This is a genomic window from Bacillus changyiensis (assembly GCF_027706145.1).
Taxonomy (GTDB): Bacteria; Bacillota; Bacilli; order Bacillales; family Bacillaceae; genus Bacillus; species Bacillus changyiensis.
In genome coordinates this window covers 431,796-447,228 of record NZ_JAQFWW010000001.1, presented here as the reverse complement: position 1 = coordinate 447,228, position 15,433 = coordinate 431,796, and the positions used below count along the sequence as shown (strand labels likewise).

The 15,433-nt window shown below is 38.6% G+C and carries 14 protein-coding genes and 1 pseudogene; 5 read left to right on the top strand and 10 right to left on the bottom strand.

What is annotated here, in order from left to right; translation table 11 throughout:
• Positions 1-101: 101 nt before the first annotated feature.
• A complete protein-coding gene (locus PDT38_RS02280; protein WP_270798767.1) occupies positions 102-2,456 on the top strand; it encodes a nitric-oxide reductase large subunit in 2,355 nt (784 codons plus the stop codon).
• 56 nt (positions 2,457-2,512) lie between these two features.
• Here the strand turns inward: PDT38_RS02280 and ric are convergent, their stop codons facing one another.
• Positions 2,513-3,226 carry an iron-sulfur cluster repair di-iron protein gene (gene ric / locus PDT38_RS02275; RefSeq protein WP_270798765.1) on the bottom strand — a complete coding sequence of 238 codons (714 nt, stop codon included), beginning with the start codon at positions 3,224-3,226 and terminating at the stop codon, positions 2,513-2,515.
• Between the two features lie 160 nt (positions 3,227-3,386).
• Between ric and PDT38_RS02270 the strand changes: the two genes are divergently transcribed.
• The 4 genes from PDT38_RS02270 (at position 3,387) to PDT38_RS02255 (ending at position 6,957) form a co-directional block, all read left to right on the top strand.
• Positions 3,387-3,758: a DUF1360 domain-containing protein gene (locus PDT38_RS02270; protein ID WP_270798764.1), complete on the top strand. Its 372-nt coding sequence runs from the start codon at positions 3,387-3,389 to the stop codon at positions 3,756-3,758.
• A gap of 298 nt (positions 3,759-4,056) precedes the next feature.
• Positions 4,057-5,520 carry a cellulase family glycosylhydrolase gene (locus PDT38_RS02265; protein ID WP_270800093.1) on the top strand — a complete coding sequence of 488 codons (1,464 nt, stop codon included), beginning with the start codon at positions 4,057-4,059 and terminating at the stop codon, positions 5,518-5,520.
• A 99-nt stretch (positions 5,521-5,619) separates the two neighbouring features.
• A complete protein-coding gene (locus PDT38_RS02260; protein WP_270798762.1) occupies positions 5,620-5,871 on the top strand; it encodes a YnfE family protein in 252 nt (83 codons plus the stop codon).
• 156 nt (positions 5,872-6,027) lie between these two features.
• Positions 6,028-6,957: an ornithine carbamoyltransferase gene (locus tag PDT38_RS02255; RefSeq protein WP_270798761.1), complete on the top strand. Its 930-nt coding sequence runs from the start codon at positions 6,028-6,030 to the stop codon at positions 6,955-6,957.
• 287 nt (positions 6,958-7,244) lie between these two features.
• On the opposite strand, the pseudogene PDT38_RS19560 reads toward PDT38_RS02255, so the two are convergent.
• From PDT38_RS19560 to PDT38_RS02215, 9 genes and pseudogenes are all read right to left on the bottom strand, one after another.
• A pseudogene (locus PDT38_RS19560) lies at positions 7,245-7,328 on the bottom strand (ArsD-related vicinal cysteine protein VcpD); the annotation flags it as partial.
• A gap of 319 nt (positions 7,329-7,647) precedes the next feature.
• Positions 7,648-8,274: a MerR family transcriptional regulator gene (locus tag PDT38_RS02250; protein WP_270798759.1), complete on the bottom strand. Its 627-nt coding sequence runs from the start codon at positions 8,272-8,274 to the stop codon at positions 7,648-7,650.
• A gap of 69 nt (positions 8,275-8,343) precedes the next feature.
• A complete protein-coding gene (locus tag PDT38_RS02245; RefSeq protein WP_270798756.1) occupies positions 8,344-9,102 on the bottom strand; it encodes an ABC transporter permease in 759 nt (252 codons plus the stop codon).
• Positions 9,095-10,057, bottom strand: coding sequence for an ATP-binding cassette domain-containing protein (locus PDT38_RS02240; RefSeq protein WP_270798753.1), 963 nt, complete (start codon positions 10,055-10,057; stop codon positions 9,095-9,097). The genes PDT38_RS02245 and PDT38_RS02240 overlap by 8 nt, the downstream gene beginning before the upstream one ends.
• A gap of 291 nt (positions 10,058-10,348) precedes the next feature.
• A complete protein-coding gene (locus PDT38_RS02235; RefSeq protein ID WP_270798751.1) occupies positions 10,349-10,981 on the bottom strand; it encodes a Vat family streptogramin A O-acetyltransferase in 633 nt (210 codons plus the stop codon).
• Between the two features lie 139 nt (positions 10,982-11,120).
• Entirely contained in the window at positions 11,121-12,182 is a 1,062-nt protein-coding gene (locus PDT38_RS02230; protein ID WP_270798750.1) for an enoyl-CoA hydratase/isomerase family protein, read from the bottom strand.
• 15 nt (positions 12,183-12,197) lie between these two features.
• Positions 12,198-12,983, bottom strand: coding sequence for an enoyl-CoA hydratase-related protein (locus tag PDT38_RS02225; protein ID WP_270798749.1), 786 nt, complete (start codon positions 12,981-12,983; stop codon positions 12,198-12,200).
• 82 nt (positions 12,984-13,065) lie between these two features.
• Positions 13,066-14,520: a CoA-acylating methylmalonate-semialdehyde dehydrogenase gene (locus tag PDT38_RS02220; RefSeq protein WP_270798748.1), complete on the bottom strand. Its 1,455-nt coding sequence runs from the start codon at positions 14,518-14,520 to the stop codon at positions 13,066-13,068.
• Positions 14,521-14,537: 17 nt separating this feature from the next.
• Positions 14,538-15,425 (bottom strand): NAD(P)-dependent oxidoreductase, encoded by an 888-nt coding sequence (locus PDT38_RS02215; RefSeq protein ID WP_270798744.1) that lies wholly within the window; start codon positions 15,423-15,425, stop codon positions 14,538-14,540.
• Between the last annotated feature and the right edge of the window lie 8 nt (positions 15,426-15,433).

Here is a 15,433-nt window from a genome sequence, read left to right as displayed (position 1 = left end):
TTTAGTGTTCACAAAATTGCCACCATTTTAGTGATCTGGTTCACAATAGAGATACTGTCTATCTCGTATCTTAGGACTTGAAAAAGAAAGGAGTGAATCAGATGAAACTTAGGAGAGAAACGGTTTCGGTGAAGAATACAGCGAAAAACGGATTTTTGAAGTCAATTCTTGTCTTTACGCTTATCGCTAGTTTCACGGTGCTTCTGTTGGGAGGCTATTGGATTTTCAAAGGATTGGCGCCGCGACCGCTTGAAGTAACAAATCCAAATGGGGAAGTGTTGATGACAAAGTCGTCAATCAAAGGGGGACAAGCTGTTTTTCAAAAATATGCTCTGATGGATTATGGAACAATTTTAGGTCACGGATCTTACATGGGACCTGATTATACAGCAGAAGCCTTAAAGATTTATAGAGAAGGTATGCAGGATTATAAGGCTCTAAAGCAATTCGGTCAACGGTTTAAAAACTTATCAGAAGAAAATCAGTCGATCATCCGCAGTCATGTGATAAAAGAAATGCGGAAAAATCGCTATCATGCTCATAAAGATACATTAAAGCTTACAGAAGCACAAGTATATGGCTTGAAACAACTTCGTTCACATTACCGCGATGTGTTCACAAATGGGGACGGTTGGGGAATTGAAGCTGGACTTATAAAAGAGAGTCATATGCCTGCTCATGATAGAGCATGGGTTGCGGGTAAAGACCAACTGACACAAATCTCTGATTTTATTTTTTGGACAGCGTGGTTGGCTAGTACTGAAAGACCAAATGATGACATTACATATACAAATAACTGGCCTTATGACAAGGATGCTGGCAATATCATGTCGTTTTCTGCAGTATGGTGGAGCGGTGCAAGTGTGACGATCTTGATTTTGTTTGTTGGGATCATCTTGTTTTTGTTTTACCGCTACAAACTTGGAATGAAAGAAGCCTACAAAGATGGCGAATTCCCAGTCTTTCATTTAGAAAAACAGCCTTTAACGGTTTCGCAAGTGAAGACAGGAAAATATTTTGCTGTTGTCTCATTGTTGTTTTTTGTTCAAGCGATGCTTGGGGCATTGCTAGCTCATTATTATATTGAACCTGACAGCTTTTTTGGAATTGATTGGATTAGAGAACTGCTTCCGTTTAGTATTTCAAAAGGATATCATTTGCAGTTAGCTATCTTTTGGATTGCTACATCCTGGCTCGGTATGGGAATTTTTATGGCTCCACTCGTTGGAGGAAGGGAGCCGAAGAAGCAGGGGTTATTGGTTGACATTCTCTTTTGGGCATTGATCTTTCTTGTTGGCGGTAGTATCATCGGCCAATGGCTTGGAGCCAAAGGATTGTTAGGAAATAACTGGTTCTTATTTGGCCATCAAGGAATGGAATATATTGAACTCGGCCGTTTCTGGCAAGTCATTCTTGCTGTTGGCATGCTGATTTGGCTAGTTATCGTCTTTAGGGGAATTAAGAGCGGTTTGAAAAGAGAGACAGATAAGGGTGGATTAATCCATCTGTTGTTTTATTCATCAATTGCCATTCCACTGTTTTATGGGGCAGCTTTCTTATTTGATCCCGGTACAAACATCACGATGTCAGATTTTTGGCGCTGGTGGATCATTCACTTATGGGTAGAAGGAATTTTTGAAGTGTTTGCTGTCGTTGTCATCGGCTTTTTATTAGTGCAAATGAATTTGGTGACAAAAAAATCAACGGTCAGAGCTCTCTACTTTCAACTAACCATTCTGCTTGGAAGCGGTGTCATCGGGATCGGTCATCATTATTATTACAATGGGTCTTCAGAAATTTGGATCGGCCTTGGTTCAGTCTTCTCTTGCTTGGAAGTGATTCCATTGACATTACTCGTTCTGGAAGCTTATGAACAATATAAGATGATGAAAGACGGTGGTGTTGACTTTCCATATCAATCAACATTTTGGTTTTTAATTTCGACAGCGATTTGGAATCTTGTCGGTGCAGGTGTTTTAGGATTTTTAATCAATTTGCCTGCAGTCAGCTATTTTGAGCACGGTCAATTTTTAACACCTGCCCATGGTCATGGAGCGATGATGGGGGTATACGGAATGTTTGCTATTGCTGTATGGCTGTATTCATTGCGCAATATTGTCAAACCGAAATTCTGGAATGACAAATTCTTAAAAATAGCTTGTTGGAGTCTGAATATTGGATTGTTCGGAATGGTCTTTATGAGTTTGCTTCCCGTCGGTTTCATCCAATTGAAAAAAGCGTTTGAGGATGGATACTGGAGCTCACGGGCACCAGAATTTTTACAACAGGACACTGTTCAAACATTGTTGACGCTACGATCAATACCAGATACGATCTTTTTAGTAGGTATTGTGATACTACTTATTTTTAGCATTAAAGCATTATTCCATCTACGTCAACCGACACATCATGATGGAGAGACTTTACCTGTGAAAGACATTGCTTCAGAAGATTAATAAAACAAGTATCCCCCTATAGATTACTCTATAGGGGGATATGTTTTAGTACAATATTAACGTTTTGCTTCAGCCTCTAAACGTGGAAATAAAATATTATTTTCTAAGTGAATATGCTGAAAAAGGTCTGACTCTAACTCATCAAGTTTCAAGTAAGTCAGTGTATATGTCGTGCAAGCACCTTCAGGAAGGGCATAATCATTTGTTACTTGACGTAATTCTTTCAAGATGTTTCCGGCAGCCTCATGTTCTTGTTCTAAAATATCAATGGCTTGAACAGCTTCAGTTAGATGCTGTTCTAATTTGGTTTTTTCATAGGCTGTGATCTTAGGAAAGATCTGCTCTTCTTCTTGAATAAGATGATGTTCTAATTCAGCTTTTAGTTGGTGGAACAATTGGTGGACTTGAGCAAGTTCAGGGTGATGAACGCCATGAACACGGTAGACTTTTGTGACAAATCCAGATAACTCAGGTAACACTTCATTTAAATATGCGTGATGCGTATCAATGATATAATTGATCAGCTGTGAGTATGGAACTTGGCTCCAATCCGTTTCTTTTTCGTTTAAAGCTTTTGTTTCTTGATATAGTGTATTGATCTTTGTTAGGATTTCTTCTTCATTGAGTTTTTGTTCTTCAATCGCTTCAGCAATCGGGCGATTTCCTCCACAACAAAAATCAATTCGATACTCCTTTAAAAGCTGACTTGCTCTCGGAAAACGTGTCACAATATCACCGGTTTTTGTATTTCTGTCAAATAGGGCTTCCATTTTTAAAAACCTCCTCTAGTTGCTTATAGACTAACTGTATCTTTTTCACCTGAGAAGGATCGTGATCTAGATCACATGAAGAAAAAATTACATACAAAGCAATAAGTACAGGAGAAACGGGAATAGCTAATCATAACTATCATTTGTTTGGAGGCTCGAAATGGAGCATATCTCATGGCTGACGTTTACGATACTCATTCTGGCCAGCTATCGCTTAACACATTTAATTGTCTTTGATAAAATTACTGAATTTATTCGCAAACCATTTATGAAGAAAAAGAAAACAATTGATCAGCAAGGCCATACCAACATCGAAAAGGTACCTAAATCGAAATTTGGTTATTTATTAAATTGTTATTGGTGTGCGGGGATTTGGTGTGCACTTATCATTGGTCTAGGCTATCTATTTATTCCGAAATTCAGTATTCCCTTGATTTTTATTTTGTCAATCGCTGGTGCTCAGGCAATACTCGAAACATTTGTCGGTGTCGGAACAAAACTGATCAGTTTTTTATCTGATTTAAAAAAATAGACCATTTAAACACGAATGGTCTATTTTGAATATTTTTAAAATTATGAATAGGAGAAAAAGAAACTTAGAAAGTCACTTAAAAATCAATAAGGAGCTTTACCTTTAGGGCTTTAACCACCTGAACCGAACGAAAAAAGAGGATATAGACCAATTTTTAAGCGTTTAAAAACATGAAATATGGTTGATAGACAATTCATGACAAGATTATTTACAATCAACCGGACAGATAAAATAAGCATGGGAGGAAATGATGACACAATTCAAACACCCAGTTACTGTTGTAAGTTCATACTTGGTAATGGTAGCACTTGTTATTTGCAGTTTTTTATCTCCGAAGGCAGCAGCAGCTTCACAAACACCCGTAGCAATCAACGGCCAACTGATGATCAAAGGGACGCAGCTTGTCAATCAATATGGGGCATCGGTGCAGTTGAAAGGGATCAGTTCTCATGGTTTGCAGTGGTACGGTGAATTTGTTAACAAAAGCAGTTTGAGATGGCTGCGAGATGATTGGGGGATCACTGTTTTCCGTGCCGCTATGTATACGGCTGATGGGGGATATATAGATGATCCTTCTGTTAAAAATAAAGTAAAAGAAGCTGTAGAGGCGGCAAAAGAATTGGGGATCTATGTCATTATTGACTGGCATATTTTGAATGATGGTAATCCAAATCAGCATAAAGACAAAGCAAAACAATTCTTCAAAGAAATGTCAAGACTCTATGGTAACACACCAAATGTCATTTATGAGATTGCCAATGAACCAAATGGAAATGTGACGTGGAACCGCGATATTAGACCTTATGCTCAAGAAATCACTTCTGTTATCAGAAAAAATGACCTTGATAACATTATTATTGTCGGAACAAGCAATTGGAGTCAGGATGTTGATATAGCAGCGGAACATCCACTAGAAGATGACAATGTCATGTATGCCCTTCATTTTTATGCAGGCACACACGGACAATCCTTACGTGATAAAGCAAATCATGCACTTCGTAAAGGAGCACCGCTATTTGTAACAGAATGGGGGACAAGTGATGCTTCTGGTAATGGAGGGGTATTTCTTGAGCAATCACGAGAATGGTTGACATTTTTAGATAACAAGAAAATCAGTTGGGTAAATTGGAATCTTTCTGATAAACAAGAATCATCAGCATCCTTAAAACCTAGTACATCTAAAACAGGCGGCTGGTCACAATCTGACTTGTCTTTGACTGGTCAATTTATCAAAGAAAGTATTCGTAAGTCTACACATTTAAATCAGAGTGATTCCGATTTAAAAAACCCCGATCAGAACAAAGAAACACAACAAAATAGCCTGTCTGTTCAATACAAAGCAGGGGATCAAAATGCAAACGGAAACCAAATCAGACCACAGTTCAATATAATAAACAACAGTAAAAAAACTGTATCCTTAAAGGATATAACTGTTCGCTATTGGTATAAAGCTAAAAATAAAACTCAGCATTTTGACTGTGATTATGCTCAGATCGGCTCCGGAAATATCACACACAAATTTGTAAAATTAAATCATTCTTTAGAAAGTGCAGATTCTTATCTAGAAATCAGTTTCAAAAACGGGATATTGGAACCTGGAACAAGCACAGGAGAAATTCAAACTCGTCTTCACAATGAAGATTGGAGTCAATACACTCAAAGTGATGATTATTCTTTTTCAAAAACCAACACATTTAAAGAGACAAAAAATATCACATTATATGAAAACGGAAAGCTAGTTTGGGGGATTGAACCAAAATAGCACTGAATAGGGCTCTCCATTAAATTGGAGGCCTTTTTTATGGATATAAAGCAATTAATGTTGGAATATTAGAAAAAAGCAATTCTTGAGGTGACTAGTATGAATGAGACGTTAAAACAGTACGTAAGGCTTGTCAAAAAAAAGAATGAGATCATCAACCAACCTGAATATGCGGATCAGGAGCCAGACATAGAGAAAAAAATGAAGCATTATGAGAGGGAACTTCAGCAAGGGTTTTCTACAGATGACGGCTATGACGAATTTGCTGACGCTGTGATCAAATGTGTATATGGGGATATTTCAATTGATGAATTAGAAACTGTGTATCATGAATTAATTTCATCACTCTAATGTCGAAAAATATCTTTCTTTCGAGGTAATTATTGGTTGAAATGTGTCAAAAGTTGTTTTATAGTAAAAATATGTTTATTGCTTTTGTTAGAGCAATAGATGATATAGACAGAGTGCAAAAATTTAGAATGAGAAATGGGTTAGGAGTGAAACTGAATGAAGAAAAGTTGTCGCCATTTAATTACGTTGCAGGATTTATCAGATGATGACATCATGCAAATTATGGATCGCGGAGTTGAGTTTGCCTCAGACAGCAGTTCGTATAAAAATCGTTTAGCTGATAAAGTGATCGGAATTTATTTTCGCAAAACATCAACTCGAACGAGAACAGGTTTTTCTGCTGCAGCGCTTAGAATGGGAGGGAAAATCATCACCTATGGCCCAGATGACCTTCAAGAAAATACGGGTGAAGCAACAGAAGATACAGTCAAAGTACTTTCAAGTATGTTAGATTGTTTTGTGGCTAGAACTTCAGGAAGTCCTGCTGAAATGCGTACTTATGCATCTCAGCAACAAATGGCTGTGGTAAATGCTATGAGTGCTGATGAGCACCCAACACAAGCTTTGGCAGATCTCACAACGCTAAAACAACAATTTAAATCACTCTCCAACCTACGTATTCTTTATATTGGTGAAGGTAACAACACAGCTTCTGCTTTAACCCTAGCTTTGTCAAGGTTTAAAGGTGTTGAACTATTCTTATTTTGCCCCCCAGGATATTCAGTTGACGATCGTTTTATATCTATTAGTGAACAGTGCACAAAAAATAGTGGAGCAAAAGTTTATCAGTTTTCTAACTTTGAAGATTTACCGTCAGAAGTAGATGTAGTCTATACAACACGCTGGGAAACAACCGGTTCATCTAAAGAAGATCCTTTGTGGAAAGAGGTGTTCAAACCTTACAGTGTCACAGAGGACTTAATGAATAAATATCCAAATGCAATCTTTATGCATGATTTACCAGCGCATCGAGGTGAGGAAGTGCAGCCTGAAGTAATTGACGGACCAAAAAGCATTGTATTTCAACAAGCGGAAAATAAGTATTACGGCGCAATGGCGGCACTGGACTGGTGCCTTAACGTATAGTTTATTAAATGCAGGATCAATTCCTGCATTTTTTAATCATCTTTTGTCTCAATGGCAAGTATACTTTATTTTATGAGATATGAGTATTTAGGATTTTTAAATTCTAACAGGAACTTCTTTAGATTTTATAACTTCCTAGAATATATATTATGTTAACTAGAATGAAAATACAAATAATAAGTTATTAGTGATGTCAGTGTTTTCTTCATTAGATGCCCCCTATTGTCTCCTGCACTTTGAGGTTTGATCTGATTGGACCTTCGCTGAAGTTGTTTCATTGTTTTGTTATCACAGCAGTCGCTCTCTTGTGTTTCACAACAAGTACCACTATTTAAAACAGGAATAATTTCAACAAGTATTTTGTTCTTCAATTGGATTTCGAATTAAACATTACGCTTTCGTGCGTAACGGGATAAAATATATGTGATATATGCAGTTTCTAACTGCTCATTTGTAAAAGCTAATGCATCATGTTTGTTAGCATTTTTACGTATATGATAAAAAGAAATTCAAAAAGAGCTGTCGAAACAGCCCTTGGATTTCGTAAATATCAATCTTTAGTCGAACTATGTGCAATTGTTTTTTTCAAATAACTAGCTGCTACTTTGTTTAGAAAATAAATGTAACCCACTTGCTGTTGCTCAAACATATTCCGATGAAACTCATCAGCGATGAAAAACTCTGTCTGATTTAGAAAGTCTTGCGGTGTTGATGGATGATTTTTTTTTCTAAAAAGGATAAATGTTCTTTTACACGATCCAGAACTTTTGAATCATTTGGTGAGGTTCCTTCTTGTAAAAACTTAATCATATCTTCATTAAATGACTGTGCTTCTATGGCGGAATCGTTCATTGATTCTACATCAATTGTTTGATTTGACAAGTTAAAATCATATTCTTTTTTCAAATATTCGTTTTGATCTCTTAAGGCTTCTTGCCAATCATTTTCAGTTTCAAAGCCTTTAAACATGGTTGCCATATCCAAATCGACTTCTTCTTTCGTATTTTTAATAGATGAGTTGATTGTCTTGATCAGTTCTTTAAATCGTTCAACTTTTTGTTCTAACAATTTTTTTTGCTGAATCAAGGAATTCTCCCTGTCGGTGTCACTATCTAATAATTTTTTAATTTCCTTGAGAGGAAAATCCAATTCTTTGTAAAAAAGGATTTGCTGTAATCGTTCTAAATCTTTTTTTCCGTATAAGCGATAGCCGATATCTGTCGTTTGTTCTGGAATCAAAAGACCTACTTTGTGATAATGGTGTAATGTCTTTACTGTTGTATGAGCAAGTTTTGCAACTTCATGAACGGTATACATTTCTTCTCCTCCTTTTTCAATGCTCTTTATACTAAAGTATCCTCTAAGGTAAGAGTCAACACCATTTATTCACTTTTTTCTTTGGAGTTCATACGTGTATTTACAAAAGAAAACAGCTGTTACAAGACATGAAATAATCAGTAAATAGTAGTTGATTGCAAGCGGATGGTAAAAAGTAGATTGTGAGGCTCTAACCACCCAGTCAACTGGATTTATTTTTGATATAATACGAATCCACTTTGGTAATAAGTTGCTTGGCATAAAGGCAGAAGACAAGAAAATTAACGGGAAAGAGACAAACTGCATGACTGTGATCATTGTTGAGTGCTTTTTGGTTAGAACAGCAATTCCAATTGAAACAGATCCGATTAGACACGAAAATAATGCTGGTGTGACAAGAAAAAGAATTGGTGAAATGATTCCTGCTGGCAGTCTAAATCCCATAAAATAGCCAATAACCACTAACAAAGTAGATTGGATCAATTGAAAAGTAAAAATGTAGGCCAAATCCCCACTGATGAAAACCAGATTGTTTTTTGGGGCAACTAAATATCGATTAAATATCCCTTCTCTTATATCATCTAAAGTACTCATTCCTAGATATATTCCGCCAAATAAGGCATTCATGATCAGAATCCCCGGTAAAATATAGGAGGCATAATTGGAACCTTCAAAACCACCAATGGATGGAACACTTGAAAATATTGTGCCAAACAACACCAAGAAAATCAATGGCTGGAACATTGAAATGATAATTGCAATTGGATTTTTCATTAACGGCGTCAGTCTTTTTTTTGCTAATAACAATAGGAATGTTATGTTATTCATTGTTCTGTCCTTTCTCATTAAAGTTTGCTAAATAAACGTCATTTAAAGTAGCCTGTTTCAGTTCGCTAAATTCAATTTCGATATTATTCTGAATTAAGTACCTTAATAATTTAGACAAAATCTGTTTTCCCTGACTGGTCATCATTGTTAATGCTGTTGATTTTATCTCGAGATGAAAAACTTCCTTCAAGCCAGAAATGTATTCAGTTATTTTCTGAATGTTGACTAAATCTAATTTGTGATATTGAATTTCAATTTGATCTGCCGAAAGTTTATTAATTAGTTCTGTTGGTGTACCAATATTAAGTATCTTCCCCTTGTTAATCAATGCAATTTCGGTTGCTAGGTGATTCAGTTCCTCTAAGTAGTGAGTGGTTATAAAAATTGTTGTTCCTTCATCACGAGAAATTTTTGTAACAATTCCCCACAAAGTAGTTCTTGAATCTGGGTCTAATCCAGCTGTGGGTTCATCTAGTAAAAGGACTTCAGGTTTATGAAGTAAACTTATCGCAATATCCAATTTTCTTTTCATTCCACCAGAGTAAGTACTAACTATATTGTTGGATGCCTGGTACAAACCAAATTGCTTCAACAAGTGTTTTCCTCGTTCTATTATCTTTGAAGTGCTCATGCCGTACATTTTTCCTGAAATCAATAAGTTTTCCCAAGCAGTTCCTGTCGAAAATAAAGTTGTTTGTTGGAATGTGACTCCAACTTTTTTGCGAACCTCATTTACTTCTGAAACAATGTCTAAATCCGAAATTTTAACGGTACCCTCATTTGGCAAGGATAAAGTAGCTAATATGCTCGTTAAAGTAGATTTCCCTGCACCCTTTGGACCAATTAGTCCGAAGATAGAACCTTTTTTTACTTTAAATGATACATGATTTAAAACTACCTTTTTGCCAAATGATTTGCTAACATTGTTTAAAACTATTGAATAATGGTTATACATATGGTTCCCTCCTTCATTTCTTACAAAAGGAACTATAAACTATCCTCTTAGAGGAGAGTCAACCATCAAATATCATTTGATAAAATGTTGCGTTGGAATGAGTTAAATGAAGAGGTAAAGAGAAGGAATTTCATTTATTACTTAATTAGATACTCTCTTTTCTTATCTCGGGTTTAACGAGAACACGAAGATTGTGGATCGTCAATTCGCTTTTACTGTATTGTACGAAATAAAAATTAAAAAACCCCATCAAAATAGGGTTTTTTGAACATGAATGACAGAGGCGAAATATTATTTATTTAAGTTTCTTTTTAAATTAACCACATCACCATTTACAATGTAATCAAGATTTTCATTTATCAAGTTTATATCTAGATTCCACCACTGAATTTGGAGCCAGTTTTTGATGACTTCCTCAGAAAATCTCTTCTTTATTAATCTGGAAGGATTTCCACCCACAACCGTGTAAGGCTCAATATTTTTGGTGACCACAGACTCTGCTGCAACTATTGCACCATCACCTATTTTTACTCCAGGCATGATTGTTACATTTCTGCCAATCCAAACGTCATTCCCAACCTCTGTATCCCCTTTGATGGGCAGATTTTCTAATGTTGGCGTATGACTCTCCCATCCGTTTCCAAAAATATTAAAAGGATAGGTAGAACCATCCATTCGATGATTAGCACCGTTCATAATAAATGTAGTACCTGGCCCAATTGAGCAAAACTTTCCAATTATCAATTTGTCGCCAAAGAATTCATAATGATAAAGTACTTGTTCTTCAAAGGCTTCTCCCTGTTTACTGTCATAATAAGAAAAATCTCCAACTTCAATATTTGGTTTTGTCAATGAGGGTTTGATAAATTGGACACTTTTATTATTTGATATTGGATAAATAGTATTTGGATTAGGTCCTAGCATACAACTGCCTACCTCTCATTTCATCAATTTTATTTTTCCAATCTTTTCAGTGATTCTACCAATCTCATTGCTCTACGTTTCAGTGAACCAATATGTGACAGCTTCTTTCCTAAGGCCCTGACAAAAAAAGAGCTGATGTCTAAAGGTCAGCTCCTATATTGTGCTGAAAAAACTGATTTACCGCATCATCGCTTACATCTGAAACGTGCTGGTACTCGTAGTGCGGTGATTGATCGCGATCGATCAGGACGGAACGCACGCCTTCATAGAAATCTCTGTGTCTCAAAAAGTTCTTGGCAAGCAACTGATCTATAGCAAAGCATTCTTCTATCGTTTTTTGTTTGCCGTCCGCTAGTTGTTTTAACGCGATCTTTAATGAAAATGGAGATTTGGAAAGTAACAGTTTCTTTACTTTCATGCTAAAGTCACTCCCTCTGCTTTCGAGCGACTGAAGGATCTCTTCCAATTGATCAAATCTAAAATGATGATCAATGTCTTTTTGATAGGAAGACAGCTTACTCTCTTGAGGGGGCACCGTTTGAGATTCCTCAATGATTTGTTTAAGCTTTTCCTTAACTTTTTCATGCTTCCAGTTTGTATGTTCCACTTTTTTAATCAATTGCTCTAAAGCGCGGCTTTCCATGTAGACATCTGCACCGTTCATATACAGCACATCAGCGCCATGGATAATAGATGCAGTTAATGCGAGGTAGCGCCCTACGTAACCGGGAGCTTTGTTTAAAAAATAGGCTGCGCCGACATCGGGAAAGAAACCAATATTCATTTCTGGCATTGCCCATTTCGTCCTTTCTGTTACAATCCTGTGGCTAGCCCCATATGTAAGGCCTACTCCTCCGCCCATGACGATCCCATCTAAACAGGCGATGATCGGCTTTGGAAATCGATAGACGGCCATGTCAACCTCATATTCTTTTTCGAAAAATCGTTCAGCAGCTTGCATGACTTTTTTTGACGAACGAGCTTCATAGAGGGCTTTAATATCACCGCCGGCACAAAGCCCTTTTGAACCTGCACCTTTGATAACTACTACAGCAACGCTATCATCTGTCTTCCATTCCAATAGTTTTTCGCCAATCACACGGACCATGTCATAAGTGAGCGAGTTGAGCGCTTTCGGGCGGTTCAGAACAATGGTTGCAGTGCCGTGTTGATTGACGGAACACAAAACGTCATCGGACATCTTGATCCACTCCTTTTATGAATGATGAAAGTCTGGTTTACGTTTCTCGATGAATGCGTGAATGCCTTCTTTGGCATCAGAAGTCAAAAACAGTTCAGCGAAGCTTTTTCGTTCTCTTTCCAAACCTTGCTCCATGCTCTCATTGCTGCCTTGTATAATGCAGTCCACTGCACGTGTGACACTGGTCATGCTTTTTTCCTCTACAAATGACAATGCTACAGCGGCAGCCGTTTTCAACAGTTCCTCCTCCTTTACAGCCAGCTGGGCGATATGAAACTCTACTGCTTCATGAGCTGATAGTGATCGGCTCGTAAGGATGAGATCAAGTGCTTTGGCTGTACCTGTTATCCTGCGAAGCCGCTGTGTACCACCAAACGCTGGTATCAGACCGAGCTTTAATTCGGGCAGACCAACTATCGCCTGATCTGATATAACTCTGTAGTGGCAACTCAATGCCAATTCAAAACCTCCGCCGAGAGCCGGTCCGTTTATCGCGGCAATAACGGGTTTTTTTAAAGCTTCGATTTCATCACAAAGCGCTTGACCTTCTTCGGCGAGCACCAAACCTTGCTCATGATCCCCTATTTTTGAAACGAATTCTTTTATGTCCGCTCCTGCCGCAAAGAAGCGACCTTCTCCTGTTATGATAATGGCCCTTGTGTCATCATCTGTGGCCAGTTCCTGAAAAAGTGATCTGAGCTCGGCGATACAGGAAGAAGATAGCGTATTGACCGGCGGGTTGTTCAATGTGACAGTCGTGATAAAATGTTCTTTTTCAAGCGTTGCATATTTGCAGTTCAAGGTTTATCCCTCCCATTGTTCAATAGAAAAGACCCCTCTACACGTTTTTAATCCTGCCATTAGAGGGATCTTACTTTAGAGACTAGAACCAGCGTTCGGTGACGACTTTTTTCCGTGTATAAAATTGGACGCCGTCTTTTCCATTTGTCCCAAGATCACCGTAGAAAGAGGCTTTGTTCCCTGCGAAAGAGAAGAACGCCATTGGAGCCGGTACATTGACATTCACACCGATCATGCCGGCATCAATGTTATCGCGAAACCGCTGAACACTTTTGCCGCTTGACGTGTAGATCACAGCACCATTGGCAAATTTAGATTGATTGGCGAGCTCGATTCCCTCGTCAAGATCCTTTATCCGTACAACACTCAAGACCGGAGCAAAAATTTCGTCCTGCCATATTTTCATGTCTGGCTTCACATGATCAAAAATCGTAGCTCCTACATAGTATCCTTCACCAACATCCGGATCGCGTCCATCTACGGCTAATACGGCTCCTTCTTTTATCCCTCTTTCAATATAATCAAGGACGCGGTTTTTGTGGACTTCACGGATAAGTGGTCCGACGAAGTGATCCTCGGATCTGCCGTCTCCTGTTTTCAGTTTCTGTGTTTCAGAAACGAGCAATTTTATGAATTCATCAGCTATATCATCAACAACCGCCACCACGGAGCAGGCCATGCAGCGTTCCCCGCTACTGCCAAACGCCGCTTGGATGATACCTTGAACCGATTTTTCAAGATGGCAATCTGTTAAGACAATCGCGTGGTTTTTAGCGCCGGCAAGTGCTTGAACGCGTTTTCCGTTAGCTGTACCCGTTTGATACACGTATCTTGCTATCGGCTCAGAACCAACAAAGGAAATGGCTTTGATATTTTCATTCTCTAATAAACTGTTCACGACGTCTTTCCCGCCATGTACGAGGTTCAGGACACCTTTCGGAAAGCCTGATTCATAGAACAGCTCTACAAGCTTCTCTGCAAGAATCGGTGTACGTTCTGATGCTTTTAAGACGAACGTGTTTCCGCAGGCAATCGCCAAGGGAAACATCCATAGGGGAACCATCATGGGAAAGTTAAATGGTGTAATACCGGCTACGACTCCTAAAGGATAGCGCCAAATCGACCCGTCTATGCCGTCTGCTATCGCGGGCAGTGCTTCTCCCATCATTAACGTAGGCGTTGCGGTTGCGAGTTCAACGACTTCGATTCCCCGCTGCACCTCTCCGCGGGCATCCTTTAATGTTTTGCCGTTTTCCATCGTAATGATGTCAGCCAACTGTTCTTTTTGCTGTTGAAGAAGCTGCAGGTATTTATATAAATGTCTTGTCCTGTTGGGCACGGGTACCAATGACCAGGTTTGATAAGCCTGTTGAGCAGCCTGTACGGCGCGGTCTACATCCGCTCTCGTAGACAGGGGCACATAGGCGATGATGTTTCCGTTTGCCGGATTAATCACTTCTTCGATTTCGGTACCGGCAGAATCAACCCATTCTCCATTAATATTGTTTTTCATTTTTTTTGCATTTGTTGTTATCATCACCTCATCACCTTTCCTTACATATGAGCAGTCGTCTGCTCGCTTATTTTTTTATATAAGACAGACATATCTTTTTCACCGTATCCATTCTTTTCGGCTTCTGCATAAAGGTCAAAGAGGATTTTGCTCACCGGCAGTTCAACGTTGTTCTTTTTGGCTAAATCTAATGCAAAGCCAAGGTCTTTCAGGAGCAGCTTTAAAGCAAAGCCGGGTTCATAGTGGTTATCTGCTATGAAGCTTTTATAGTTGCGCTCATAGATACGGCTCTGCCCGTAGCTGACGTTCAACATCTTAAACAATTGATCAAGATCTAAGTTGCTTTTTTTAGCAAGGTGCAGAGCTTCGCTGACTCCAGCTGTATAAAATCCAATCAAGAGATTGTTGATCAACTTCGTATTCGTCCCGCTGTCAACCTTCTCATTCACATGGAAAATATTCTCGCCCATTGCCTGAAAAACAGACATTGCCTTATCGAAAGCGGACTTCGAACCTCCTACCATAAAAGTGAGCGTTCTGTTTACCGCTCCTATTACGCCGCCGCTGACAGGGGCCGCCAGAAAGTCAACGCCTCTACTTCTCGTTACCTCTTCAATGCGGATATTCAGTTCAGGAGCAACCGTACTCGTATCGATCAGCAGGGTGCCGGGTTCAGCCAGATTGACGAGCCCCTTTTTCCCTAGAAAAACCTCCTCCACTGCGTTTGATGAAGGAAGGGTTGTAAGGATGACGTCACTCAGCTCAACCATCTTTTCAACCGGAATGCCAATCGTTCCTCCTGCTTGATAGAAGGACCTCTCAGCATCTTTGTTGAGATCCATACCGTACACTGTAAAGTTTGCCAGAAGCAAATTTTTCGACATAGGAAGACCCATGTTACCTAAACCGATAAACCCAATTTTTTTCAAAGACTTCA